Here is a 25,627-nt window from a genome sequence, read left to right on the forward strand (position 1 = left end):
ATGCTGAACATCATCAACTCTACCGCTTCCTCGACCGTTAAATCCCGGCGTCTTTCGCTTTGGGAGCGCGCTGTGTGCCGCATGGCGGACCGGATCGAGACCGGCAGCCTGACGCTGACCTTTCCAAAGGGCGGCCATTATCGAGTCGACCGCCACGACGGCGGGACGCAGGCGCAGCTTTTCCTGAAAAATCCGCGCCCGATCTGGCGGCTTGCGACATCCGGCGATCTCGGCTTTGCCCGCTCCTATATCGATGGCGACTGGGACAGCCCCGATATCGGCGCGCTGATGACGCTCGCGCTCGAAAACGAGCATGCGCTCTCGCCGGTGACCCGCACGTCGGCGATATGGGGGAAGCTTGCCTATCTGAAGCACCGTTTCCGCGCCAACACGAAGCGCGGCAGTAGGAAGAACATCGCCTATCATTATGATCTCGGCAATGAGTTCTACAGCCTGTGGCTGGACGAGACGATGACCTATTCCTCGGCTTTCTATCAGCATCCCGAGGCATCGCTGGCGGAAGCGCAGAATGCGAAATATGATCGCATCATCAAGGAGCTGGAGATCGGCCCGAATGATCGCGTGCTGGAAATCGGCTGCGGCTGGGGCGGGTTTGCCGAATATGCGGCCTCGACGACGGGCTGCCATGTGACCGGCATCACGCTCTCGGCCGAACAGGCGAAATTCGCGACCGAACGTCTGGCGAAGGCCGGTCTGGCGGATCGTACGGAAATCCGCATCGAGGATTATCGCGACACGCAAGGAAGCTATGACCGCATTGTCTCGATCGAGATGTTCGAAGCGGTTGGTCAGGAGAACTGGCCACGCTATTTCGAGACCGTCCGCGACCGGCTGAAGGCTGGCGGGCGGGCGATGATCCAGACGATCACCATCGAAGACCATCGCTTCGAGGGCTATAGCCGCAACGCGGACTACATCCAGACCTACATCTTCCCCGGCGGCATGCTGCCGTCCTTCTCGACCTTCCGGGAGGCTGCGCATAATGCGGGGCTTGCGGTCAAGGACTGGGCCGCGTTCGGCACGCACTATGCGAAGACGCTTCGTATCTGGGACAACGACTTCTCGGCCAACTGGGACCGCATCCGCGACATGGGCTTCGACGAGCGCTTTAAGCGCATGTGGCGCTATTATCTGCAGTATTGTGCAGCAGGCTTCAGCGTCGGCTGCATTGACGTGATGCAGGTGAAGATCGCGAAGAGTTGACTATGAACGAGGCTATCCGCGTTGTAGTTCTGGCTGCGATTGGCCGGCCAGGAACTGGTGAGTTTCTTGTTTTTACCGGCAGGGACGAGATGAGAGGTCTTGTGTATGACAGGCCTTTCGGCGGCGGGCTGGAATTCGGAGAAACCGTTTCCGATGCTGTTCGCCGGGAGGTGAAGGAGGAGATCGGCATCGATATCACAGCGGGGCGTATTCTGGGTGTGACAGAATCGTTTTTCACTGTGGGCGATCATCGAAAGCATGAAGTCGCCGTGATCGTCGAGGCCGAATTTGTTGACCCGGAATTGTATAAGAACTCGGCGTTCCCGGATCAGGAAGGTAATAACGAACATGGCAGCTGGCGTAGACTGGACGCCACCAACATCCTGTTCCCGGAGAAATTACCTGCCATCTTGAAGCAAGCCGGCTTGGTTTCGTGAGAAATGCCGAGGCTGTGTGAGCGCTTCGCCCGCGGCTCACAGTCCCCGCGCGATCACCAGCCGCTGCACTTCGCTCGTGCCCTCATAGATTTGGCAGATGCGCACGTCACGATAGATGCGCTCGACGGGATAATCCGACAGATAGCCGTAACCGCCGTGGATCTGGATGGCGTCCGAGCAGACACGCTCAGCCATTTCCGAGGCGAAGAGCTTGGCCATGGAGGCTTCCGTGAGACACGGCTTGCCGGCATCCTTGAGCGTCGCAGCGTGGACGACCATGTGGCGGGCGGCCTCGATCTGCGTTGCCATGTCGGCGAGTTTGAAGGCGATGGCTTGCTGATCGATGATCGGCTTGCCGAAGGCCTTGCGCTCATGCGCATAGGCGCGGGCGGCCTCGAAGGCGGCGCGCGCCATGCCGACGGATTGCGAGGCAATGCCGATGCGGCCGCCTTCGAGATTGGCGAGTGCAATCTTGTAGCCTTCACCCTCTTCGCCCAACCGGTTTTCGACCGGGATACGCATTCCGTCGAAGGCGAGGGCGCAAGTGTCGGAGGAATGCAGGCCGAGCTTCTTTTCGACGGTTACCACCTTGTAGCCGGGCGTGTCGGTCGGGACAATGAAGGCGGAAATGCCCTTTTTGCCGGCGGACGGATCGGTGACGGCGAAGACGATGATCATGTTGCCGTTCTTGCCGGACGTGATGAACTGCTTCGCGCCGTCGATGACATAGTGGTCGCCATCGCGCCGCGCCTTCGTGCGTATAGCGGAAGCGTCGGAACCGGCCTGCGGCTCGGTCAGTGCAAAGCCGCCGATCCATTCGCCGCTGGCAAGCCTGGGCAGGAGGCGTTGTTTCTGCTCCTCCGTGCCGAAGCGCAGGATCGGCACACAGCCGACCGAGGAATGAACGGACATGATGGTCGAGCAGGCGCCATCGGCCGCGGCGATCTCTTCCAGCGACAGCGCATAGGCAAGCGTGCCGAGATCGGAGCCGCCATAGGCTTCCGGCACCAGCATGCCGAGAAAGCCGAGCGCGCCCATCTCTGTCAGTTCCTCGCGCGGAAAGCGGGAGGTGAGGTCACGTTCGGCCGCACCCGGAGCGAGCCGCTCCTGCGCGAAGTCGCGTACCGCGTCGCGGATCTGTTCGGTCGTTTCGTCGAGGATCATCAGGACATCCTTTCAATCGCAACTGCCGTCGCTTCGCCGCCACCGATGCAGATGGAGGCAATGCCGCGTTTCAGGCCGTGGGTCTGGAGCGCCGCCAGCAGCGTCACCATGATACGCGCGCCAGAGGCGCCGATCGGATGGCCGAGCGCGCAGGCCCCGCCATGGATGTTGACCTTGTCATGCGGCAGGCCAAGCTCGCGCATCGAGGCCATGGCGACGACTGCGAAGGCTTCGTTGATCTCGAAGAGATCGACATCGGACAGCGCCCAGCCGGTCTTGTCGGAGAGCTTCCGCATCGCGTGGATCGGCGCTGTGGGGAAGAGGTTCGGTTCATGCGCGTGGCTCGCATGGCCGATGATGGCGGCGAGCGGCGTCAGGCCGCGCTTTTCGGCCTCGGAGCGCCGCATCAGCACGAGCGCAGCCGCGCCATCCGAGATGGAGGACGAGTTCGCGGCCGTCACCGTGCCGTCCTTGCGGAAGGCGGGCTTCAGCGTCGGAATCTTGTCGATCTGCGCCTTGCCGGGCTGTTCGTCGATGACGACCTGAACGTCGCCCTTGCGCCCCTTGACGGTCACGGCGGCGATTTCACCGGCGAAATGGCCGTTGGCGATCGCCTTTTGCGCCCGCTCCAGCGAGGCGATCGCATAGGCGTCCTGTTCACCGCGCGTGAACTGGAACGCTTCTGCGCAATCCTCGGCAAACGTGCCCATCAGGCGGCCCTTGTCATAGGCGTCTTCCAGACCGTCCATGAACATGTGGTCGATGATCTGGCCATGGCCCATGCGATAGCCGCCGCGCGCTTTCGGCAGCAGATAGGGTGCATTGGTCATGCTCTCCATGCCGCCAGCCACGACGATGTTCGCCGCCCCTGCAAGGATCGCATCATGCGCCATCATTGCGGCCTTCATGCCGGAGCCGCACATCTTGTTGACGGTGGTGGCCACGGTGGAAAGCGGCACACCTGCGCCAAGTGCCGCCTGACGGGCCGGAGCCTGACCTTGGCCAGCCGGCAGGACGCAGCCGAAGATCACCTCTTCGATCTGATCGGCGGTCAGCCCCGCGCGGGAGGTGGCTGCAGAAATGGCCACCGCGCCGAGTTCGCTGGCGGTTGCGCCGGAGAGATCGCCCTGGAACCCGCCCATGGGCGTGCGGGCCATGCCGGCGATGACGATGGGGTCGGACTGCGTCATGGGGGCTCTCCTATGTCGATGTTCAGCGCGGCGCCATGCGGATGGCGCCATCGAGGCGGATGACTTCGCCGTTCAGCATTTGGTTCTCGATGATGTGTCGCACCAGCGATGCGAATTCATCCGGCCGTCCGAGGCGCGAAGGAAAGGGCACGGAGGCGCCGAGCGAATCCTGCACTTCCTGCGGCATGGCAAACAGCATCGGCGTGCCGAAAATGCCGGGCGCGATGGCGAGAACGCGGATCCCGGTGCGGGCAAGCTCGCGTGCGGCCGGAAGCGTCATGGCGGCGACACCACCCTTGGAGGCCGAATAGGCCGCCTGGCCGATCTGGCCATCGAAGGCGGCAACAGAGGCGGTGTTGATGATGACGCCGCGCTCGCCGCTTTCCCCGGGCTCATTAGTGGCCATGGCTTCGGCCGCCAGACGCAGCATGTTGAATGTTCCGATGAGGTTGATGGAGACAGTTCGCGCAAAGCTTTCAAGCTTGTGCGGTCCATCGCGGCCGACAATGCGCTCGCCGGGTGCCACTCCGGCGCAATTGACGAGACCATCGATGCGGCCAAAGGCGGCCTTGGCGGTTGCAACGGCAGCCTTGCCGTCTTCTTCGCTGGTCACGTCGGTGCGCTGGTATTGTGCCGCATCACCGAGTTCGGCGGCCAGCGTCTTCAGTGCATCGGCATTGACGTCGAGCAGCATGGTCTTGCCGCCTGCCTCGACAATCATCTTCGCGACGCCCGCACCAAGCCCGGAGGCGGCGCCCGTGATCAGAAATACGCGGTCCTTAATTTGCATTGATATGACCTCAGTTCTTGGCCTGTTTTTCGACTTCCGCCTTGCGCAGGATGAAGCGCTGGATCTTGCCGCTCGGCGTCTTCGGCAGTTCCTTCACAAATTCCACGAGGCGGGGATAGGCGTGCGCAGAGAGCTGCTTGCGCACATGCTGCTGCAGTTCCTCGGCGAGCTGCGGCGTGCCTTCATAGCCTTTGGCAAGGATCACGAAGGCCTTGACGAGTTCGGTGCGCTCCGGGTCCGGAACCCCGACCACGGCGGCTTCGATGACGGCTGGATGCTCGATCAGCGCGCTTTCCACGTCGAAGGGCCCGATGCGGTAGCCGGAGGAGGTGATCACATCGTCCGAACGGCCGATGAAGCTGACCGATCCGTCCGGCTCGAACTCGACTGTGTCGCCGGTGTTGTAGTAGCCATTGGCGATCGAGGGCGTGTCCTTCTTGTAGTAACCCGTGAACCACATCAGCGGCGATTGCTTGATGTCGACCGCCAGCATGCCCGGCTGGTTGGGCCCGAGTTCGTTTCCGGCGTCATCGAGAACGACGACGCGATAGCCGGGCATAGCAAAGCCGGCCGAGCCGTGGCGAACGGGGTGGTCGAGACCATGATGGTTGTTCACAACCATGCCGGTTTCCGTCTGGCCGTAGTGATCGTGGATGGGGGCGCCGAGATGTGCCTCGAACCAGCGGATGATTTCCGGGTTGAGCGGCTCGCCGGCGCTGCTGACGACACGGAGCCTGCCCTTGAGCGGCTTTGCGGCTTCAACGCCTGCGGCGATCAGCATGCGATAGGCGGTGGGCGAACCTGCGAGACTCGTGACGCCGAGGCGTTCGATAATCTGATAGGTGCTTTCGGCAGTAAAGCCGCCTTCATAGAAGGTTGTTGCCTGGCCGAGCAGCAACGGGCCGGCCACAGCATAATAGAGACCATAGGCCCAGCCCGGATCGGCGATGTTCCAGAAAACATCCGTCTCTTTCAGATCTATCGCGTCGCTCATATAGGCGGCGAACGAGAGAAGTGCGCGGATCGGCACCGGAACGCCCTTGGGCAGGCCGGTGGTGCCGGAGGTCGACATCATCATCATGAGGTCGTCACCGTGGCGCATGACCGGTTCGAAGACGTCCGAACCTTCCGCGAGCATCTTGCTGAAATCGATATCACCTTGCTGCAGGGTTTCACCCGGAGCAACCAGCGTCGCGATCTTCGTGCCATTGGCGATATCGGCCAGCTTTGACCTGTTCGCGCTGTTGGTAGCGACAAGCTTTGTCGATCCCGTCTGGAAACGATGCTCGATGGCCTTTGGGCCAAAGGCGGTGAAGAGCGGCTGATAGACCGCCCCGATGCGCCATGCACCGAGGATGAAGCCGATGAGTTCCGGCACGCGCGGCAGCAGGCCCGCGACCACATCGCCGGCCACGATGCCTTCAGCCCGCAGCATATTGGCAACGCGGGCAGACATGGCGCGCAACTCTTCGAAGGTGAAGCTCTCCAGCCGTCCATCGGTGCCGATCCAGCGCAAAGCCAGCCGGTTGTCGCCGCAATGCCGATCGCAGCATTCGACACAGGCATTGACGCTACCCGTTAGATCGCCCTCGAGGCGCGCAATGGCGTCCTCGATGCGGAAACTCGCTACCGCGTCTTCATAGCGCGGCCGTGTCGCTCGAATAGTCGTCTCTGACATCTGGGGCTCCTCAATCTCGCTCCCCGCCAAAGGCGTCTCCTCGGGAGCGTTCTGGGATCATAACGCAGCACGACTTGCAAACAATGACAATCAGAAGCAGAATTGGTGATTGGAAATGTCAATAGGTGCACGCATGAAAAGCCGGATGATCGCGCCGGGTTTTGTCGAGGACGCGCTGGACAGCCTGCGCGTCAAGGGTATCGATCCTGCGCCTGTGCTCAGAAACGTCGGGATCGACCCGGAGTCTTTCGGTCCGGTGACGAACGAGCAATACGGCGCGCTGTGGCTCTCGATCGCCGCTCTTTCAGGCGACGAATTTTTCGGACTGGCGGCCCATCCCATGCGGCCCGGTGCCTTCCGGCTGCTCTGCTACACGGTGATCCATGCGGGCACGCTGGAGCGTGCGCTGAAGCGGGCGCTGACCTTCCTGAACATCGTGCTGGATGATCCGAACGGCGAATTGCGGCAGGAGCGCGGGCTTGCCGAGATCGTGCTGACGGACCAGTTCGGCCCGCGCTCGGCCTTCACCTATCGCACCTACTGGCTGATCCTTCTCGGGATTGCCTGCTGGTTGATCGGGCGGCGCATTCCCTTGAGCCGTGTCGACTTTTCCTGCTCGGAACCGGCGAACCGGCAGGAATATCACCAGTTCTTTGGCGCGCCGGTTCATTTCGGCCAGAAGCAGAGCCTCATGGCCTTTCGCGCCGATTATCTGAAACTACCGATTATCCGTGACGAGAAGGCGCTGAAGGGTTTTCTGCGGGCGGCTCCCGCCAATATCCTTTTGCGCTATCGTCACGATCAGGGCTTTACGGCCGGTGTCCGCCATCGCCTGCGCACTATCAGTCCTGACAGCTGGCCGGATTTCGATGCGGTCGCTGCGGCCATGCGGCTGTCGCCCGCGACGCTGCGGCGACGGCTGAAGGCCGAGGGGCAAAGCTTTGTGGCGATCCGCGACGAGATCCGTCAGGCGGAAGCGCAACGCCTGCTGCGGGACAGCTCGCACAGCGTTGCCCAGATCGCGACGGCGCTCGGCTACACCGAGCCGAGCGCCTTTCATCGTGCGTTTTTCAAATGGACGGGCATGACGCCACTGGCTTTTCGGCGCGGTGAGGGCGGGTTTTGAACCCGCCCGGTTTCGCGCAGATGCTGGTTCAGCCGTGCGCGATCATCACATGGCGCACGACGGTGTAGTCTTCCAGCGCATAGATCGACATGTCCTTGCCATAGCCCGACTGTTTCAGGCCGCCATGGGGCATTTCGTTGCAGAGCATGAAATGCGTGTTGACCCAGGTGCAGCCGTAGCGAAGGCCCGCCGTTGCGGCCATGGCCTTGGAAATGTCCTTTGTCCAGACCGAGGAGGCGAGGCCGTAGTCGGAATCGTTGGCCCAGCCGATGACGTCGTCATCATCGCCAAACGGCGTGACGGAGACGACGGGGCCGAAAACTTCGCGGCGGACGATCTCGTCATTCTGCAGAGCGCCGGCGACCACGGTCGGCTGGTAGTAGAAGCCGGAGCCATCGGGGATCGCACCGCCGGCCGTGACTTCGACGTGGCCGGTTTCGGCGGCGCGCTGGACGAAGCTTGCGACGCGGTCGCGCTGGCGGCGCGAGATCAGCGGGCCGATCTCGTTCTCGCTGTCGTCGGCGAGGTTGTAGCGGATGGAGGAGACGGCGCTGCTCAGATCCGCGACGAAGCGGTCATAGACCGACTTGTGCGCATAGATCCGGCAGGCTGCAGTGCAGTCCTGGCCGGCATTGTAGAAGCCGAAGGCGCGGATGCCGGCGACCGCTGCGTCGATATCGGCATCGCCATAGACGATGACCGGGGCTTTGCCGCCGAGTTCCAGATGGGTGCGCTTGACCGACTTGGAGGCGGCCTGCAGCACCTTCTTGCCGGTGGCGATGTCGCCGGTGATCGAGACCATGTCGATGCCCGGATGGTTTATCAGCGTATTGCCGACGCTCTCGCCGCGGCCGAGGATGACGTTGACGACGCCTTCGGGCAAGATATTGGCGAGAAGCTTCGCCATTTTGAGCGCCGTGAGCGGCGTCTGTTCCGACGGCTTGAAGACGACAGTGTTGCCGCCTGCGATTGCCGGTGCCAGCTTCCAGGCCATCATCATCAGCGGATAGTTCCACGGCGCAATCGACCCGATGACGCCGACGGCATCGCGGCGGATCATCGAAGTGAAGCCCGGCAGATATTCGCCGGCAATCGTGCCGTGCTGGTTACGGATCGCGCCGGCGAAGAAGCGGAAGCAATCGACAATCGCTGGAATTTCATCGTTGCGCACGGCGTTGATCGGCTTGCCGCAATTGAGCGATTCCAGCGCGGCGAAGGCGTCCGCATCGGCCTCGATGGCATCGGCGATCTTGAGCAGAAGCGCGGAGCGCTCGCCCGGCGTCGTGCGCGACCAGGTGGAGAAGGCACCGCGCGCGGCGGAAACGGCCGCCTCGATCTGCGCCGGCGAGGCTTCCGGCAGGTTCAGGATGGTCTCGGCACTGCGCGGATTGAGGATGTTTTCTTCCTGCTCCTCACCCTTGATGAAGGAGGCGCCGATGAGCATTTCGGTTTCCATGATCGTTCCCTTTCCGTCTGTCATTTGCCGCTACCGGCGGTTTCTGCGCCGTCGCGGGTGAGATAATAGGCCCCGAGAATGGGGATGAGTGTCACCAGCACGACCGCCATGGCAACCACATTGGTCACCGGCCGTTCATGCGGGCGGATGAGTTCCTCCAGCATCCAGATCGGCAGCGTCTGCTGCTGGCCTGCCGTAAACGTCGTCACGATCACCTCGTCGAAGGAGAGCGCGAAGGCCAACATGCCGCCGGCAAGCAACGCGGTGCCGATATTCGGCAGGATAACATGGCGGAAGGTCTGGAACCCGTTCGCGCCGAGATCGTAGGAGGCTTCGACCAGCGAGGGCGACATGCGGCGGAAGCGGGCGACCGCATTGTTATAGACCACCACGATGCAGAAGGTCGCGTGGCCGAGCACGATGGTCCAGAAGGAAAAGGGAATTCCCATCATCCCGAAGGCGGAGCGCAGCGCTATGCCCGTGACGATGCCGGGCAGCGCGATCGGCAGGATGACGAGCAGCGTGATCGCCTCCTGCCCGAAGAAGCGGGCGCGGGAGAGGGCTGCAGCGCAGAGCGTGCCGAGAACAAGGGCGAAGGCGGTGGCGATCGCCGCGACCTGCAGCGAGAGCGTCAGCGCCTGCCAGACGTCGGGCCTCGCCCAGGTGACGGCGAGCCAGCGCGTGGTGAAGCCCGGCGGCGGCCACTGGAAGCTCTTGTCCTCTGTCGTGAACGCATAGGCGAAGATCAGCAGCAGCGGCAGATGCAGGAAGAGCAGGCCGCCGGTGGCTGCCAGCGTGAGAGGGAACGGCGCGCGGTTGTGCTTGTCAGAGCGCATCGAACGCTCCCTGTTTCTTGGCGCCCCAGAGATAGAAGGCCATGATGACGACCGGGACGACCGAGAAGGCGGCGGCGAGCGGAATATTGCCGGCCGTGCCCTGCTGCGTATAGACCGCCTGCCCGATGAAGAGGCGCGAGGTGCCGATGATGCCCGGAATGATATAATCGCCCAGCGTCAGCGAGAAGGTGAAGATGGAGCCTGCGGCGACGCCCGGCATGGCGAGCGGCAGGAGGACATGGCGGAAGGTCTTGCCCGGTCCGCCGCCGAGATCGTACGAGGCCTCGATGAGGTTCGACGGCACGCGCTCGAGCGCGGCCTGGATCGGCAGGATCATATAGGGCAGCCAGATATAGAGGAAGACGAGGAAGGTGCCGGTCGCGCTCACCGAAAGCGAATTGCCGCCGACGACAGGCAGCGACAGCCAGGCATCGAGCAGCCAGCCGAGATGCAGCTTGTCCGCAGCCCAGCTGATGATGCCCTCCTTGGACAGGATCATTTTCCAGGCATAGATCTTGACCAGATAGCTCGACCAGAGCGGCAGCATGACGCCGAGATAGAAAAAGGCTTTCCAGCGGCCCTTGGCATAACGCGCGGCATAATAGGCAATGGGGAAGGCGAGGATGGCGGAGGCGATCGTCACCAATGCTGCCATGGTGACGGTGCGCACGATGATGTCGAAATTGGCGGGGCTCAGCAGTTCCGCATAGGTGGAGAGCGTCAGCTCATAGGTCACCTGCGCGGTGAAGTCGTCGAAGGAGAAGAAGCTCTGCGCGAGAAGCGCTGCCAGCGATCCGACATAAACGACGCCGAGCCAGAGGAGAGGTGGGGTGAGCAGAAGCAGAAGCAGCAGGCGCGGTGAGCGCCAAAGAGCGGCAGACGCACGGGAGGCGAGGCTGTCGGGGCTTGCCGGTGAGGCGCTGGCCGTCATGCTGCATCCTCCAGCGGGTTCAGCGCCTCGGGTGCGAAATGCAACGTGAGGGCTTCGCCGTCCGCGGGAAGGGCAGCTCCGGCAGGCAGGTGTGCATGGATGCTGGTATCCGCAACTTTCAAGGAAACGCGGCGGACAGCGCCCATGAAACTCGAGGCTTCGAGGGTTCCGGTGAGTGACAGGCGGCCGTTGCCGGGTTCCAGCGTGAACGCCTCGGGGCGGAGGCTTTTCCAGCGCCTGTCACCTGACAGGCTCCCGCTTAACGAGGGTGACAGGATGTTGGAGGAGCCGACGAAATCGGCGACGAAGCGGGTCTTCGGGCGATTGTAGATGTCTTCCGGCGCACCGGACTGCACGATGCGGCCTTCGTTGAAGACGGCGACCCGGTCGGCCATGGAGAGCGCTTCGCCCTGATCGTGGGTCACGAGCACGAAGGTGATGCCGAGCCGCTTCTGAAGACCTTTCAGCTCTTCCTGCATCGCCTCACGCAGCTTGAGGTCGAGTGCGCCGAGAGGCTCGTCGAGCAGAAGCACGCTTGGCTTGTTGACGAGCGCACGGGCGAGCGCCACACGCTGGCGCTGGCCGCCGGAGAGCTGACCGGTTCGACGTGCGCCATAGCCGCCGAGCTTGACGAGGTCGAGAGCCTCTTCCGCGGCCTTGTGGCGGGTCGCCTTGTCGACGCCCCGCACCATGAGGCCATAGGCGACATTGTCGAGGATCGCCATATGCGGGAAGAGGGCGTAGTCCTGAAAGACAGTGTTGACGTGGCGCTTCCACGGCGGAACGCCGTTGGCGCTGGTCCCGAGTATGGAAATCTCGCCGCCATCGGGCTGCTCGAAACCGGCTATCAGGCGCAGGCATGTCGTCTTGCCGGAACCGGATGGTCCCAGCATGGCGAAGAACTCGCCCTCGGCGATCTCAAGATCGACACTGTCCACCGCTTTGACCGCGCCGAAGTGGCGCGAGACGGAGCGGAAGGTTACGGCTGCAGGCATGGGTGGTCTCCGGTATGCGGGGAAGAATGCACCCCTCACCTGCAAAATCTAGCACTCAGTTAAAGCTAAGATGCTGATTTTGCTTCCTCTACCACAGGGGGGGAGAGGTGGCGCGAGAGGTTGCCAGGTCGTCCTCTCCCCGTGTGGGAGAGGAAGCAATTTCATCGAATTAGCTGTCACGCCCGAAACGGTGCCACACGATCGACCGGCGCTCGTGACAGCTAAACGATGAAAATTGCAGGTGAGGGGTTTTCAGGCGTGCTCTGCCGAGGCAGATCACTGCCCGCCCATCACGGCGATGTAGTCGCTGACCCACTTGGAATACGGCACGCAGGTTCCCTGTTCGCACTTGGCGGTGGGCGTCTTCCAGAAGGAAATCTTCTCGAAATTGTCGAAGCCGTTGGTGGCGCAGCCGCTTTCGCCGAGAAGTTCGTTGCCCTTGCAGGCTGCGGGAACGGCCGGCACTGAACCGAACCAGGCGGCGACATCACCCTGCACCTTGGTGTCGAGCGAGTGGTTGAGCCACATATAGGCGCAGTTCGGATGTTTGGCGTCGACATGCATCATCGTCGTATCGGCCCAGCCGGTTGCGCCTTCTTTCGGAATGGTCGAAGCGATGGGCTGCTTGGCGGCCTGCAGCAGGTTGACCTGGTAGGGCCAGGAACCGGAGGCGACGACGCCTTCATTCTTGAAGTCGTCGGTCTGGACGGTCGCGTCATGCCAGTAGCGACCGACGAGAGAACGCTGGCCCTTCAGGAGCTCGATGGCAGCGGCATATTGCTTTTCATTGAGCTGGTAGGGGTCCTTGATGCCGAGTTCCGGCTTTGCCGTCTTCAGGTAAAGGGCGGCGTCGGCGATGTAGATCGGGCCGTCATAGGCCTGAACGCGACCCTTGTTCGACTTGCCGTCGGGCAGCGTCATTTCCTTGAAGACGACGTCCCAGCTTTCCGGCGCCTTATCGTTGAAGGCCTTGGTATTGTACATCAGCACGTTCGGGCCCCACTGATAGGGTGTGCCATAGTGCTTGCCATCGACCGTGTGCCAGGGTGCATCCTGCAGGCGCTTGTCTACATTCGCCCAGTTCTTGATCAGGCTGGTATTGATCGGTTGCACCTTCTTGCCAGCAACAAGGCGGAGCGAGGCGTCGCCCGAGGCGGTGACGAGGTCGAATCCGCCCTGGTTCATCAGGGTTACCATTTCATCCGAGGTGGCGGCGGTCTTCACATGGACCTTGCAACCGGTTTCCTTCTCGAAACCGGTGACCCAGTCATAAGCCTTGTCGCTTTCGCCGCGTTCGATATAGCCGGCCCAGGCGACGATATCGACTTCGCCTTCGCCCTTGCCGATTTCCTTCATCTCTGCCGAAAAGGCCGGCAGGGTGGAGCCGAGAACGAGGGTAAGCGCAGTCGTGATGTTCAGAATGGACTTCATGATGTTCCCCTTAGCGGTGAGTGCCCGGATATTTCCATTAGGCGATAAGGGGATGATATGCGGGCGGTGAGCGTTCGCAATTTCTTTTATCAGAAATCCGGTTTCGGAATTTCCGATATCAAGCTCCTCAGCGGAGTCGAGGCGTACGTTGGGCCTGTGCAAGCGCGATGAAATTCCTGAGCGGTGCCGAAAGGCTGAGACCCCTGCGCCAGACGAGACCAACATGAATAGCCGGCAGAGACGCTGAAACGTCGCGGGCTTCGATGCGGTCGCCTTCCAGCGACCAGGGGCGATAGATCATGTCGGGCAGGATGGCGACACCGGCGCCCGTCGCCACCAACGAGCGCACGGCCTCCACCGAGCGGGTGCGGAAGGCGACGCGCGGCCGCGCGCCGAAGACACCGAGGAGCTTGCGCGTCGCCTCCTCGATCTCGTCCGTGGTCAGCATGATCAGCGGCTGCCCGGCAATGTCCTCGACGGTAATGGATTCCCGCGACGCGAGATCGTGGCCCGCCGGAAGCCAGAGGCTGAAGGGCGACATTTCCAGCGTTTCGACCTGCAGCGCCTGACGGTCGCGCAGGTTGTTGAGGAGCACCACAGCGACATCCAGCTCGCCGCCGATCAGCAGATGTTCGAGATAGTTGCCGTCATCCTCGATCGTGTTGACCTCGACACCCGGAAAGGCGCGGCGATAGCGGGCAAGGAGGTCGGAGAGCACGTAACCGGCGACCAGAGATGTCACGCCGAGTTGCAGCGAGCCTTTCAGCATTTCTGGATCGGCGTCGAAGACCTGCCGTGCTTCCGATACGCTGGCGAGGATCTTGGTCGCGTGGCGGAGAAACTGGTGGCCCTGCTGGGTGATGGCGAGCCCGCGCGGATGGCGGTCGAAGAGGAGGACGCCGAGATCCTGCTCCAGTTCCTTCACCGCTTCGGTGATCGAGGATTGCGAGATCGACATGACATGGGCGGCGCCGGAAACCGTGCCTTGCTCCGCCACTGCAACGAAATACTGCAACTGTCTCAAAGTGAAGGCCAAAGGCGATCTCCGGCTAATGTCCGCGCTTGGTCATAGCGCGCTGGAGCGCACGGTGACAAGGATTCGCGTCCGGCAATGTTTTGTTGCCCATGCCGTGCCATAATCGGACCGTACTGGCATCGGTATTGATTCGCGGAGGTCTCCCGTGCGCTTTTCAGGCACTCTTTCCCGTTCGCTGCTTTTGACCGTCGGTCTGGCAGCGTCTCCAGCCTTGTCAGCCGAAACACCTGCCTGGCTGATGGCCCATGTTGGCGTCGGCGACGGGCAGATTGCCGCGCCTGTTCTCTCCAAGGCGCGGGCGCTCTATTATGAGAAGGTGAAGGAAGGCAAGGTCCATAACGGCTGCTACTTTGCCATGGACGCCACGCGCCCCAACACGCCGGCGGGCCGCTTCTACATCATCTGCGAAAGCCAGCAGGTGTTTCGTGTGATCGCGTCAGGCCATGGCAGCGGGCGCAACCTGCCGGGGCTCGTCAATTTCCAGAACGGCCGCGAATGCGTGAAGAATTTTGGCAATGCGGCCGATTCCGATCTCACCATGGGCGGCTCCTATATCACCAGTGAGCTGAAGACCTCGTTCAAGGGCTATTACAAAGCATCGCCAAACCAGATCGGTATGCTGAGCCGCACCTTCGTGCAGTTTGACGGTGAGGGCGAGACGGCGAATGCCCGCAAGCGCGCCATCGGCGGCCATGCGGCAGTGACGATCAAGGGCGTGTGCATGCGCAAGGCCCCCGGCGACAGCCACGCCAACAAGGACGGTTATGTGCCCTTCGGCAAGCTGGTCGATTATGCGGGCGGCCGCAGCAATGGCTGCACCAGCTGGAGCCAGTCGGACGCGTCGACGATCATGAACATGGTCAAGGATTCGCCCACAACGGTCTACATCTATCCCGAGGCATCCGTGGTGAAGGCGGTTGAAATGGCCGCTAAGGCGGGAAAGAGCCCGGCGCAGGCGGGGCTTTACTGGAATTCGTCCTGCATGACGGAAATCGGTAGCCCGCATTACTGGTCAAAGGATGTGCTGGAGCCATTGATCGCGCAATACCGGCACGATCATCCCGGTCCGCCGCCGAAGCCGGTTCCGCTTTGCACCGGCGCGGACGCCATTCCGTTGCAGAAGAAGACAGCGCAGCGCTGAGACGCGCCGAAGGGTGATGCCTTAATTGCAGATCTGGCGGAGCTTTTCGGGCTTCAGGATTTCGACCGAACGCAGGCTGTGCAGCTTGAGAATGCCGGCGGCCTTCAGCTTGGAGATGCTGCGCGACACGGTTTCGATCGTCATGCCGAGATAGTCGCCGATGTCGAGGCGCGACATCGGCAGGTCGATACGGTCCGGATCGCCCTGGCGTTCGGCGAGATCGAGCAGAAAGGCCCCGAGCTTTTCCGAGGCGCATTGGCGGCCGACGACCAGAAGGTGCTGCTGCGCGCGGATCATGCCGCGCAGCGCCAGCGCCAGCATTTCCGGATTGATGTTGCTGTTGGCGTGGGTGACGACCTTGCGCAGGCCCGTTTCGACGATGGCTTCGGCGAAGAAGCTGTGCACGCCCTCGGTCTCGAAGCCGAAGGTCTCGCCCGCAAAGTGAAAGGCCACGACCTGCCGGCGGCCATCGGAGAGAAGCCGATAGAGTCGCACTGCGCCGTAGCGGACTTCATAGAGTGTACCAGCGCGTTCGCCCTGGCCGTAGATTTCCTCGTCTGCCGAATAGGTCGTGAGCGAGCCGGGCCCGTTCAGGATGTTGGCCGCATGGATATGCGAGGCAGGAACCGGCTGGAAGGCTTGAGTGTGTGCGAGAGCCTGCATTTGAACCACCTCTGTCTTGCTGTGCGGCGTTTGACTGTGAGGTGACTATGCTGGATCGCGTCGAGTTGCGAAATTCGGTTGTACCACTACGTAGTCATACGTAGGCGGGGTCGGTCAGGGTTGCAGGCGGGATGAAACGGGCGACGGCAGCCAGAACGTCGGCGCCGCTGAGCGGCTTGCTGAGCACGGTCATGGCGTCATGGCGCGGCATCGCTCCATGTTCCCTCAGAAGCAAGGTTCGTCCCGCAAAGCTTGAGAGATCATTCGGCGAGACAGCAGCCTTCAGTACACCGTCATCGGCGATGATACAGAGCGCCTCCGGCAGCGCCTTTGTCGCTGCGGCAACGGACGAAAAGCTCGACACACGATAGCCGTCAGCCTCCAGCGCGAAGGCGAGAGACTTGTTGAGGGCCTGATCTGGCACGATGACGACAATGGGGCGTGACTTGGGCATGGTTGGCACAATGAACTTGCCGAAAATCCGGCTTCAATGCGCCATTCTGCAGAAACCCTTCCGCATGCGCTTTGTTATATATCAAAAATCACGCAGCATGAAAGCCGGCAGCAAGCGCCATCCGCACGAGTTCCGGCAAGCTTTTCGCCGCCATCTTGGCCATGACATTGGCGCGGTGGACTTCGACGGTGCGGGGGCTGATGTCGAGATCGTAGGCAATGGCCTTGTTGGGAAGGCCGGCGACAACGGCGGAAAGAACTTGCCGCTCGCGTTCGCTGAGGCTGTCGATCCGGGCCTTGACCGTGTTCACGTCCTCGCCTTCGCCGGTAGACGGCGTCAACCCATCCGCTGCTCGGTGGATCGCCTCGATGATCAGCGTATCGTCGAAGGGTTTTTCGATGAAGTCGACCGCGCCGGCACGCATCGCCTCGACCGCCATCGGCACGTCGCCATGGCCGGTGATCACGACGGGGCGGATCGCCCCGTTGACGGTGGCGAGCTTGCGTATGAGTTCGACGCCGCTCATATCGGGCATGCGCAGGTCGGTTATGAGAACCGCGTCGCGGGCGCTGGGCGCGAAATCGAGGAATTCCGTTGCCGACTGATGCATGCGAACGGCAAAGCCGTTCATGGTCAGCATGAAGGCGAGCGATTTGCGCACCGCTTCCTCGTCATCGACGATGTGCACCGTGAAGTCAGTCTTCGACATCGGTGGTTTCCTCGTATTCCGGCAACGTAAATTCGAATGTGGCGCCGCCATGTTCGTTGGAGATCACAGCCATCCGTCCGCCATGAGCCTCCACGATGCGTTTGGAGATGGAAAGTCCAATTCCCATCCCGCCTGGCTTCGTCGTGGTGAAGGGCTTGAAGAGCTGGGCGGAAATCTCCTCCGCGATCCCCGGTCCGGTATCGGCGACCGTGATGCTGATTTCACCCGGTGCCGAACGTGCCGTGCGCACGACCAGTTGCTTGGTGGACGAATCTTTCATCGCCTCAATGGCATTGCGCATCAGGTTGATCAGCACTTGCTGGATCTGGACGTGATCCACCATGACCAGTTCCGCCTCGGAGGCAAAGTCGAAGACGGCGCGCACACCCTTTTCGCGGGAGCCGACCAGCGCCAGCGCGCCAGCCTCCTCGATCAGCTTGCGGATATTGTAGGGGTTCTTTTCCGTCTCGCCCTTGGTCACGAATTCGCGCAGGTGCCGGATGATCTGCCCGGCGCGCAGCGACTGCCGGCCGGCCTCGTCCAGCGCATCGCGCATGCGGCTCGCGAGATCGTCGTCCATGTCGCGCAGCAGCCGCGAACAGCCGTGGACATAGTTGGAGATGGCGGAGAGCGGCTGGTTCAGTTCGTGGGCCAGCGTCGAGGCCATTTCGCCCATTTCGTTGAGACGGGCAAGGCGGGCCAGTTCGCCCTGGATCGCCTGCAGCCGGGCTTCGGATTCCTCGCGCTCGGTGAGGTCGCGGATGAAGCCCGTGAAATAGCGTTTGCCCTCGCTATGTGTCTCGCCGACGGCAAGTTTCATCGGGAAGGTCGACCCGTCCTTGCGCTTGCCGACGACAACGCGGTCGATGCCGATGATCCGTCGCTCGCCGGTGTTGCGGTATCTGGCGATATAACCGTCATGTTCGGCCCTGTACGGCTCCGGCATGAGAATGCGCAGGTTCCGGCCGATCGCTTCCTGTTCGCTATAGCCGAACTGGCGGACGGCAGCGGCATTGAAGGAGACGATGATCCCGTCTGGATTGGCGACCACGGCGGCATCCGGAGCGGTGTCCAGAACCGATTTCAGATGTGCGGCCTGCGCGGTCATCTCTGCGAGAGCTTGCCGCCCGGCATCGCGCGTGCGCTGCAGGACCTCCGCCAGCAGGGCGATCGAGACGACAAGAAGCGCAAACGCCATCGCCGGGCCGAGTGAAAAGGCGAGGTCGGCGTGGTCGTCCAATGCGACGAGGGCCGCCAGCGACAGGAGGCCCGCGATCAGCACAGGTCCAAACCCGCCAATGGCCGCAGACGCAACCACAGGCATGGCGAGAATCATGGCGGCGAGCGAATCGCTCATACGTGACTTGAAGACGAGACAGATGCCGATCGCGCAAAAGGCCGCCAGAATGGCAACGGCATAGGCGCGCTGGCGACGCGACAGGAATGCCCATCTCGAGCCAGACCGCTCAACTGCACTATCGCCGAGCCTTGAGCGCATATTTCCCCACCAATAATGCAACCCGAACTTGAAGCGCCCATCAGGAATTGATGTTCGTCAGTTGTCGTGTTTTAGCACTCGATTTTGAACGATGTCCACGTGTGTTCATAAGGTTAGCTAATTTTGTTTGGGATAGTGATCAGCTTGTGAGACACCGGCATCCGTTGTGCTCGCTGCACACTCGGTTGGGACAGCAATTTAACCCCGCGGTTGTCCGATCTGGACGACAGCGGGGTGGCGTCGCTGAAGGCCCGTGAGAAGAAGGCAAAGGCCACATCGCCGGGGCCTTGCGCCCTCAGGCACCGAGGAACTGCGCGAGAGCCTGCAGTTCCCCCTGACGGATTTCATGCCCGCCGGGATGAAAGGCGGCTTCGACGCGGCTGCCCTGACCGCCGAAGTAGGAAATCAGCCGCTGGGTCAGCGGAAGCGGGCAGATCGGGTCGCGCTCGCCGGCGGTGATCAGGACTTGCTTGCCGTTCAGCCCTTCGTTTGCCTCCGGCTCCCAAGGAATAAGAGGATGCAGCAGCGCGACTTTTTCAAACAGATCCGGATGTTCGAACATCACCGAGGCGAGGATATTGGCGCCGTTGGAATAGCCCAACCCGTAGAGCGGGTGGCCTGGATGCGCCTCCTTTTGTGCGGCGACAAAGGCCGCCATCCGTTCGGTGCGAAGCTTCAGGTCGTCCATGTCGTAGACGCCTTCGCCTGTGCGGCGGAAGAAGCGCAGCGCACCGTGTTCGCTGACATCGCCCCCCGGCGCGACGATGCCCGCATCCGAACGGATCTCACCGATCAGTTCGTTGAACTGGAATTCGTTGCCGCCTGTGCCGTGAAAGGCAAAGATGAGCGGTGCGCCCGGCGCTGGCGCCTTCGTGAAAGCATGGTAGGTGGTCATGTCATCATCTCCAACAGGCGGGACCGCTTTTGCGATCCCGCTGCTTTGTGTTGCGTTGCCATCAATCGACGATCGGCTTCAGCAGACCTTCGATCTGTTGGCGATGCGGTTCATAGCGCGTCGGCAGCTTCAGAGCCTGGCCGAGATGGGCCGTATCCTCGTCGCGATCGAAGCCCGGTTCGTTGGTGGCGATCTCGAAAAGAACGCCGCCGGGCGTGCGGAAATAGATCGCCCAGAAGTAATCGCGGTCGATGACCGCGGTGACCTGATAGCCGGTGTCGAGAAGTGCCTTGCGGACTTCCAGCTGGGCTGCCCTGTCTTCCACCGCAAAGGCGATGTGGTGTACCGAGCCGGCACCCTGACGAGCAAAGCCTGCACCGGGAAGCGTTTCGATGTCGATGAAATCGGCACCGTTGCCGCCGGGGATGGCATAGCGCGACCATTCGTTCTTTTCGTCGACCTTCTGGTAGCCCATGAAGCCGAGAAGTTCGCGGGTGGCGCCCGCATCCTTGAGGCGCATGCTCGCACCATGAAAGCCCTTGATCGCTTCCGCCGCGCCGATCTCGTCGTGCAGCCAGCCGTTCCGGTCGTCGCCATCGACCTCGATCAGCGAGAAGCCGTCATTGTCGGGGCCGGCAAAGCGCAGGCGCTTTTCGCCAAAAGCTTCCGTTTCGGCAAGACCCTGGACGCCGAACTTGGAAAGGCGTTCGCGCCAGTAGCCGAGCGAGCCCTTGGGAACGGCGAAATAGGTCTCGCCAACTTCGCCCACGCCTGCCTTGCCGGCGGCGATATCCGGGAAGGGGAAATAGGTCATGACCGAGCCGGGGGTCCCGACTTCGTCGCCGTAATAGAGGTGATAGACCTCAGGGGCATCGAAATTGACGGTCTTCTTGACGCGGCGAAGGCCCAGCGTCTTGGTAAAGAAATCGCTGTTGACCTGCGCATCCGCGGCCATCGAGGTCACATGGTGCAATCCCTTGATCTGAGTCAGCATTGCCTTGGTCCTTTCTTGCGGGACGCCGTGTTTGCGTCCTCCGATGGGCAGAAGATGGCCCCCAGGCGTCCTATTGTGAATAGAAATAAAATTGACAATATTATTGCATAATGTGAAATTATCGACATGAGCGATCTGACCAACATTCGGATATTTCTCGCCGTCGCGCGCCATCGCAGCTTCGTGGCCGCCGCGCGGCAATTGTCGATGACGGCCCCGACCGTGACACGGGCGGTCAGTACGCTCGAAGCCGAACTCGGCGTCCAGCTTCTCCTGCGCACGACGCGGCAGGTGTCGCTGACGTCAGCGGGTGCGGTCTATGCCGCGCGCATCTCGCCGTTGCTCGATGAGTTCGAAACTGTTGCCGATGAGGTTCGGGCGCAGACCGATCACGTTTCAGGCCATATTCGGCTCAATGCGCCGCTGTCTCTCGGACAGAGGATATTGCCGGATGTTGTCTCCGGGCTTCGTGTCGAGAACCCGGATATCAGCGTGTCTCTGTCGCTGACCGACCATTTCATCGATATCGTTTCGGGTGGCTTCGATCTTGCCATTCGCATCTCGCGCGCGCCGCAGGACAAGTCCACGATCTGGCGCAAGATCCGCCCCGTGCGCCGGCTCCTGGTCGCCTCGCCGGGCTATCTGGCGATCAACGGAACCCCGCAGGAGCCCGAGGACCTCAGACAGGTCGACTGCATCGCCTTCGATGAGGAGGCACTGGCAGAAGAGTGGGAACTTTCGAAGGCTGGACGCATGCGAAAGGTTCACGCGGGAAAGGTGCTGGCGACGAATAATGGCGAGGTTTCGGCGCGGCTGGCGGAAAACGGCGAGGGAATCGCGCTGCTCCCCCATTTCATCGTCGAGGAGGTGCTAGGCTCCGGTCATCTCGTTCCCGTACTGCCCGACTGGGAACCCGCCGAACTCTGGCTCACGCTCTACTATCCGCCCTATGAGAAGCTCCCGATGCGTGTCGCGAGGTTCTCGGATTTCTTCGAGAACTACGTGACCCGCGTGCGGCCGGTCTGAGTTCAGCCGGCGCTTTCGGCAAAGCGGTAGCCGACGCCCGGTTCGGTGCGAATGATCACCGGCTCCGTCGGGTTCCGCTCGATCTTCTGCCGCAGCTGGCCGATGAAGACGCGCAGATAATGCAGGTCCTCGCCATGCGCCGGACCCCAGACGGAGGTCAGCAGCATCTTATGGGTGACGACGCGGCCCGCGTGCCGGGATAGCAGGACGAGAAGATCATATTCCTTCGGCGTCAGCTTGATCGGCGCTCCGTCGCGCGAGACGATCCGGCGTTGCGTGTCTATGTCCAGTCCGTCGATGGTGAAATGCGTGGAAACGGCGGTTTCCTTGTTCTTGCGGCGCAGCGCCGTTCGGATGCGGGCCGTCAGCTCGCCGATGCCGAAGGGCTTTTCGACATAATCGTCCGCGCCGAGGTCGAGAGAGGCGATCTTCTCGCTCTCGCGGTCGCGGGCGGAAAGGATGATGATGGGGATATCCGACCAGCCGCGCAGCTGCGCCACGACGTCCTTGCCATCCATGTCCGGCAGGCCGAGATCGAGGATGACCACATCGGGTGCAGCCGTGGCGACCGCTTTCAGCGCTTCCGCGCCGGTCCCTGCCTCCATGACCTCATAGCCGGCAGCATTGAGCGCGGGTTTCAGGAAGCGCTGGATCTGCGGCTCGTCATCGACGACCAGAATGCGGTCCAGGCTCATGCGTCGTTCCTCGCGGGTTTCAGAGGAAACCGCATGGTGATGCGGGTTCCCCGTTTCTTCAGCGCCGGGCTTTCGGCCTTGATTGTGCCGCCCATCGCCTCGATGAAGCCTCGGGCGATGGAAAGGCCAAGGCCGGTCCCCGGCGCGCGACCATCGCTCTTGCCGCGTCGATAGAACTTTTCAAAGACCCGTTCCAGCTCTTCCGGTGGAATGCCCTTGCCGAGGTCGGTGACGGAGATGATCACCGCTTCGCCATCACGGCGGGCATAGACATTGATCGGCTCCGTACCGCCATATTTGACCGCGTTGTCGAGCAGATTGAAAAGTACCTGTCCGAGCAGCACGCTGTCCGCCTCGATCAGCGGCAGGTCGGCAGCAAGGCCTGTCTCTATGCTGCGGCCGGGGAAATATTTCCGCGCCCGCTCGACGGCGGTGCGCACGACATCGGCGACATCCACCCAGTCGCGGGTAAATTTCAGCGCGCCGGATTCGATGCGGCTCATGTCCAGCAGGTTGGCAACGAAGCGGGACAGGCGGTCGCTTTCCTGCTCGATCGATTGCAGGAGATCGTCGCGGCTTTCCGGCTGCATCCTGTCGCCGAATTCGCGCAGGCTGCTGACCGCGCCGGTGATGGTGGCCAGCGGCGTCTTGAGATCATGCGAGATCGAGGAGAGAAGCGCGTCGCGATAGCGCTCGCCTTCCAGCTGCGCGGCCTGGTCGACGCTTTCCTGAGACAGGCGGGCGCGATCGATGGCGACGGCCGTCTGGTCGAGGATGGCTGTCAGCATGCGCTCATCGGTCGGGTTCAGCGTTTCTTCCGCAAGCTCGACGCCACAGACGCCGACGACGCCATGCGGGCTCATCAGCGGACGGAAATGGAAACGGCTGTTGGGCAGTGTGCCGGTTCCAAAGCCGGCATGCTCGCGCTTTTCATGCGCCCAACGTGCGGCGGTGAGATCGGCGACGTCGGGTTCCGTGTCCGGCGGCCAGGCGGCGAGAGTCTTCAGATCACCCTCGACGGGCAGAAGCAGGAGGACGTTCTTCTTCAGGCCCGATTGAAGCTGGGTGACGGCGGCCCAGAGAACTTCCTCGATATTCGTGGTGCCGGACAGCTTGCGCGAGAAGTCGTAGAGCGCCTGCATGGCGACAGCACGGCTGCGGGCTGCCTTGGCGCGTTCGCGGCTTCGCGCCGCGAGACTGCCCGTCAGAACGGCGGCGCAGAGATAGGCCACAAGCGCGAAGACTTCATAAGGCTCGGCGACGGTCAGCGTGTAGCGCGGCTCGATGAAGAGGAAATTGTAGGCCAGCGTCGAGAGCGCCGAGGCCAGTAGCGCCGACGTCAGCCCGCCATAGACGGCGGCGACCAGCACGCCCATCAGGAAGATGATGGAGAGGTTCGGCAGATGGATGATCTGGTCGATGCCTTCGCCGATCAGGCTTGCTGCCGCGACGGCCGCGACGCCGATCAGCACATTCATGCGCAGCGAGGCGAGGTCGACGTTGGGGCGTGGCTTGCGGCGCTTCTCCGGCACCCTGTCGGCGGTGACGACATGCAGGGCCAGACCGCCTGCATGGGCCGTCAGCGCATCCTGCAGCGAGCCCCGCCGCCAGAAGGCCCAGCCGCGTTTCGGGCTTGAGCCGATGACGATCTGGGTCGCGTGTTCGGCCGCCGCAAATTTCAGGATTTCCTCGACATAGTCGCGGCCGACGATGCGCTTGACCTCGCCGCCGAGTTCTTCGGCCAGCCGCAGCACCTTGTCGAGCTGCCGGATCGCGGCGGCATCGTCATTCTCCCGGTCGGCGCGCTCGACATGGACGGCGACGAAGGGCGCGTTGAGCCCGGAGGCGAGGCGCGCCGCCGCGCGCACGACGATTTCGGAGAGCGGGTCTGCGCCGACGCAGACGATCAACCGTTCGCCGCTGGCCCAAGGGCCGGCAATAGCGTTCTGTTTGAGATAATCGACGATCTGGTCGTCGACACGGTCGGCGGTGCGGCGCAGCGCCAGTTCGCGCAAGGCGGTCAGGTTGCCAATGCGGAAGAAGCGGTCGACGGCGCGGTTGGCGCTTTCCGGCAGATAGACCTTGCCCTCCTGCAGGCGCTCGATGAGTTCCGCGGGCGGCAGGTCCACAAGCAGCATCTCGTCGGCGCGGTTGAGCACGCTGTCGGGCACGCGCTCGCGGATGGTCACGCCGGTGATCTGGGTGACGAGATCGGACAGGCTCTCGACATGCTGGATATTGAGCGCCGTCCAGACATTGATGCCGGCGTCCAGCAGGTCGTCGATGTCCTGATAGCGCTTGGGATGCAGGCTGCCTTCCGGGTTGGAATGAGCCAACTCGTCCACAATGATGACGGTGGGGCGCCGGGCAAGCGCCGCATCGAGATCGAATTCGTGCAGTGTGCGGCCGCGATAGTCGATCTCGCGGCGAGGCAGGATATCGAGGCCTTCGAGAAGCGAGGCGGTCTCGCTGCGGCCATGGGTCTCGACCAGCCCGACGATGATGTCGGTTCCGGCAGCGCGCAGCCGCCTGGCGCGCTGGAGCATGGCATAGGTCTTGCCGACGCCGGGAGCCGCGCCCAGAAAAATGGTCAGCTTGCCCCTGCGGTCCTTATCCGCAAGGGCAAGCAGCGCATCCGGGTCCGGACGTTTGATCTGATCCTGGCCGTTTCCTGCCATGCGTCCTGTCAGCTCTTGAGGGCGTCGAGCGCCATATTGAGCTCAAGCACGTTAACATGCGGTTCGCCGATGAAGCCGAAGAGCCGCTTTTCGACATGGGCATTGACGAGATCGGCGACCTTGCCGACATCGAGCCCGCGCGCCTGCGCCACGCGCCCGACCTGCATCAGCGCGTTCTGTGGCGTGATGTCCGGGTCGAGGCCGGAGCCGGAGGCGGTGACGGCATCGGCGGGGATCGGCGTGGCAACGCCGGTCTTCTTCAGCTTGTCGACATCGCCGGCGACGCGGTCCTTGAGCTTTGCCGCGGTCGGCCCAAGGTTCGAGCCGCCCGAGCCTGTCGGATCATAGGGGTTCGGCGAGGTTGCGGACGGGCGGGGCCAGAAGTAGCGATCGCTCGAAAAGTTCTGGCCAATCAGAGTGGAGCCGACGATCTGGCCATCCTTGGCAATGAGGCTGCCCTCCGCCTTGGCGGGGGCGGCGACCTTGGCGACGCCGGTCATGGCAAAGGGATAGGCGACGCCGGTCACGAGGGTCATGAGAATGACCAGCGAGAATGCGGGGCGAAGATGTTTCAACATGG

The 25,627-nt window shown here is 62.4% G+C and carries 24 protein-coding genes; 5 read left to right on the forward strand and 19 right to left on the reverse strand.

The window, feature by feature from the left end; all coding sequences use genetic code 11:
* Both LQK83_RS09135 and LQK83_RS09140 read left to right on the forward strand, forming a co-directional pair.
* Positions 1–1,224 (forward strand): SAM-dependent methyltransferase, encoded by a 1,224-nt coding sequence (locus LQK83_RS09135; protein ID WP_230837089.1) that lies wholly within the window; start codon positions 1–3, stop codon positions 1,222–1,224.
* Positions 1,225–1,226: 2 nt separating this feature from the next.
* Positions 1,227–1,661 (forward strand): NUDIX domain-containing protein, encoded by a 435-nt coding sequence (locus tag LQK83_RS09140; protein ID WP_230837090.1) that lies wholly within the window; start codon positions 1,227–1,229, stop codon positions 1,659–1,661.
* A gap of 36 nt (positions 1,662–1,697) precedes the next feature.
* Here LQK83_RS09140 and LQK83_RS09145 read toward each other — a convergent pair whose 3' ends face one another.
* Genes LQK83_RS09145 through LQK83_RS09160 form a run of 4 tightly spaced genes read right to left on the reverse strand, consistent with a single transcriptional unit; the run spans position 1,698 to position 6,483 of the window.
* On the reverse strand, positions 1,698–2,825 hold the full coding sequence (locus LQK83_RS09145) for an acyl-CoA dehydrogenase family protein (protein ID WP_230837091.1): 1,128 nt from the start codon (positions 2,823–2,825) through the stop codon (positions 1,698–1,700).
* On the reverse strand, positions 2,825–4,015 hold the full coding sequence (locus tag LQK83_RS09150; RefSeq protein ID WP_230837092.1) for an acetyl-CoA C-acyltransferase: 1,191 nt from the start codon (positions 4,013–4,015) through the stop codon (positions 2,825–2,827). The genes LQK83_RS09145 and LQK83_RS09150 overlap by 1 nt, the downstream gene beginning before the upstream one ends.
* Before the next feature lie 22 nt (positions 4,016–4,037).
* Positions 4,038–4,805, reverse strand: a complete 768-nt coding sequence (locus LQK83_RS09155) for a 3-hydroxyacyl-CoA dehydrogenase (RefSeq protein ID WP_230837093.1) — start codon at positions 4,803–4,805, stop codon at positions 4,038–4,040.
* A 10-nt stretch (positions 4,806–4,815) separates the two neighbouring features.
* Positions 4,816–6,483 (reverse strand): acyl-CoA synthetase, encoded by a 1,668-nt coding sequence (locus tag LQK83_RS09160; RefSeq protein WP_230837094.1) that lies wholly within the window; start codon positions 6,481–6,483, stop codon positions 4,816–4,818.
* A gap of 133 nt (positions 6,484–6,616) precedes the next feature.
* Between LQK83_RS09160 and LQK83_RS09165 the strand changes: the two genes are divergently transcribed.
* Entirely contained in the window at positions 6,617–7,609 is a 993-nt protein-coding gene (locus LQK83_RS09165) for an AraC family transcriptional regulator (protein WP_230837095.1), read from the forward strand.
* A 28-nt stretch (positions 7,610–7,637) separates the two neighbouring features.
* On the opposite strand, the gene LQK83_RS09170 is transcribed toward LQK83_RS09165, so the two are convergent.
* From LQK83_RS09170 to LQK83_RS09195, 6 genes are all read right to left on the reverse strand, one after another.
* The gene (locus tag LQK83_RS09170) at positions 7,638–9,065 is read right to left on the reverse strand and encodes a gamma-aminobutyraldehyde dehydrogenase (protein WP_230837096.1); all 1,428 of its coding nucleotides are present in this window, start codon (positions 9,063–9,065) and stop codon (positions 7,638–7,640) included.
* Positions 9,066–9,085: 20 nt separating this feature from the next.
* Positions 9,086–9,901 (reverse strand): ABC transporter permease, encoded by an 816-nt coding sequence (locus tag LQK83_RS09175; protein ID WP_230837097.1) that lies wholly within the window; start codon positions 9,899–9,901, stop codon positions 9,086–9,088.
* Positions 9,891–10,832 carry an ABC transporter permease gene (locus tag LQK83_RS09180; protein ID WP_230837098.1) on the reverse strand — a complete coding sequence of 314 codons (942 nt, stop codon included), beginning with the start codon at positions 10,830–10,832 and terminating at the stop codon, positions 9,891–9,893. The genes LQK83_RS09175 and LQK83_RS09180 overlap by 11 nt, the downstream gene beginning before the upstream one ends.
* Entirely contained in the window at positions 10,829–11,827 is a 999-nt protein-coding gene (locus tag LQK83_RS09185) for an ABC transporter ATP-binding protein (protein WP_230837099.1), read from the reverse strand. Before LQK83_RS09185 ends, LQK83_RS09180 begins: the two co-directional genes overlap by 4 nt.
* 276 nt (positions 11,828–12,103) lie before the next feature.
* On the reverse strand, positions 12,104–13,258 hold the full coding sequence (locus LQK83_RS09190; RefSeq protein WP_230837100.1) for an ABC transporter substrate-binding protein: 1,155 nt from the start codon (positions 13,256–13,258) through the stop codon (positions 12,104–12,106).
* A gap of 127 nt (positions 13,259–13,385) precedes the next feature.
* The gene (locus LQK83_RS09195; protein WP_230837101.1) at positions 13,386–14,294 is read right to left on the reverse strand and encodes a LysR substrate-binding domain-containing protein; all 909 of its coding nucleotides are present in this window, start codon (positions 14,292–14,294) and stop codon (positions 13,386–13,388) included.
* 145 nt (positions 14,295–14,439) lie between these two features.
* Between LQK83_RS09195 and LQK83_RS09200 the strand changes: the two genes are divergently transcribed.
* The gene (locus LQK83_RS09200) at positions 14,440–15,435 is read left to right on the forward strand and encodes a murein L,D-transpeptidase catalytic domain family protein (RefSeq protein ID WP_230837102.1); all 996 of its coding nucleotides are present in this window, start codon (positions 14,440–14,442) and stop codon (positions 15,433–15,435) included.
* A gap of 21 nt (positions 15,436–15,456) precedes the next feature.
* On the opposite strand, the gene LQK83_RS09205 is transcribed toward LQK83_RS09200, so the two are convergent.
* The 6 genes from LQK83_RS09205 to LQK83_RS09230 all read right to left on the reverse strand — a co-directional run bounded on the left by LQK83_RS09205 (position 15,457) and on the right by LQK83_RS09230 (position 20,648).
* A complete protein-coding gene (locus LQK83_RS09205) occupies positions 15,457–16,098 on the reverse strand; it encodes a helix-turn-helix domain-containing protein (protein ID WP_230837103.1) in 642 nt (213 codons plus the stop codon).
* A 94-nt stretch (positions 16,099–16,192) separates the two neighbouring features.
* Positions 16,193–16,552 carry a hypothetical protein gene (locus LQK83_RS09210; protein WP_230837104.1) on the reverse strand — a complete coding sequence of 120 codons (360 nt, stop codon included), beginning with the start codon at positions 16,550–16,552 and terminating at the stop codon, positions 16,193–16,195.
* A gap of 88 nt (positions 16,553–16,640) precedes the next feature.
* Positions 16,641–17,261 (reverse strand): response regulator FixJ, encoded by a 621-nt coding sequence (gene fixJ, locus LQK83_RS09215; protein ID WP_230837105.1) that lies wholly within the window; start codon positions 17,259–17,261, stop codon positions 16,641–16,643.
* Entirely contained in the window at positions 17,248–18,759 is a 1,512-nt protein-coding gene (locus tag LQK83_RS09220) for a PAS domain S-box protein (protein WP_330166273.1), read from the reverse strand. Before LQK83_RS09220 ends, fixJ begins: the two co-directional genes overlap by 14 nt.
* A gap of 295 nt (positions 18,760–19,054) precedes the next feature.
* Positions 19,055–19,654, reverse strand: a complete 600-nt coding sequence (locus LQK83_RS09225; protein ID WP_230837106.1) for an alpha/beta hydrolase — start codon at positions 19,652–19,654, stop codon at positions 19,055–19,057.
* Between the two features lie 61 nt (positions 19,655–19,715).
* Positions 19,716–20,648, reverse strand: a complete 933-nt coding sequence (locus tag LQK83_RS09230) for a VOC family protein (protein ID WP_230837107.1) — start codon at positions 20,646–20,648, stop codon at positions 19,716–19,718.
* Between the two features lie 126 nt (positions 20,649–20,774).
* Between LQK83_RS09230 and LQK83_RS09235 the strand changes: the two genes are divergently transcribed.
* A complete protein-coding gene (locus LQK83_RS09235) occupies positions 20,775–21,674 on the forward strand; it encodes a LysR family transcriptional regulator (protein ID WP_230837108.1) in 900 nt (299 codons plus the stop codon).
* A gap of 2 nt (positions 21,675–21,676) precedes the next feature.
* Here LQK83_RS09235 and LQK83_RS09240 read toward each other — a convergent pair whose 3' ends face one another.
* Genes LQK83_RS09240 through kdpC form a run of 3 tightly spaced genes read right to left on the reverse strand, consistent with a single transcriptional unit; the run spans position 21,677 to position 25,625 of the window.
* On the reverse strand, positions 21,677–22,369 hold the full coding sequence (locus tag LQK83_RS09240; RefSeq protein WP_230837109.1) for a response regulator: 693 nt from the start codon (positions 22,367–22,369) through the stop codon (positions 21,677–21,679).
* The gene (locus LQK83_RS09245) at positions 22,366–25,047 is read right to left on the reverse strand and encodes a sensor histidine kinase (protein ID WP_230837110.1); all 2,682 of its coding nucleotides are present in this window, start codon (positions 25,045–25,047) and stop codon (positions 22,366–22,368) included. Before LQK83_RS09245 ends, LQK83_RS09240 begins: the two co-directional genes overlap by 4 nt.
* A gap of 8 nt (positions 25,048–25,055) precedes the next feature.
* Entirely contained in the window at positions 25,056–25,625 is a 570-nt protein-coding gene (gene kdpC / locus LQK83_RS09250; RefSeq protein ID WP_230837111.1) for a potassium-transporting ATPase subunit KdpC, read from the reverse strand.
* Between the last annotated feature and the right edge of the window lie 2 nt (positions 25,626–25,627).

This window comes from Rhizobium sp. C1 (assembly GCF_021026335.1).
Classification (GTDB): domain Bacteria; phylum Pseudomonadota; class Alphaproteobacteria; order Rhizobiales; family Rhizobiaceae; genus Ensifer_A.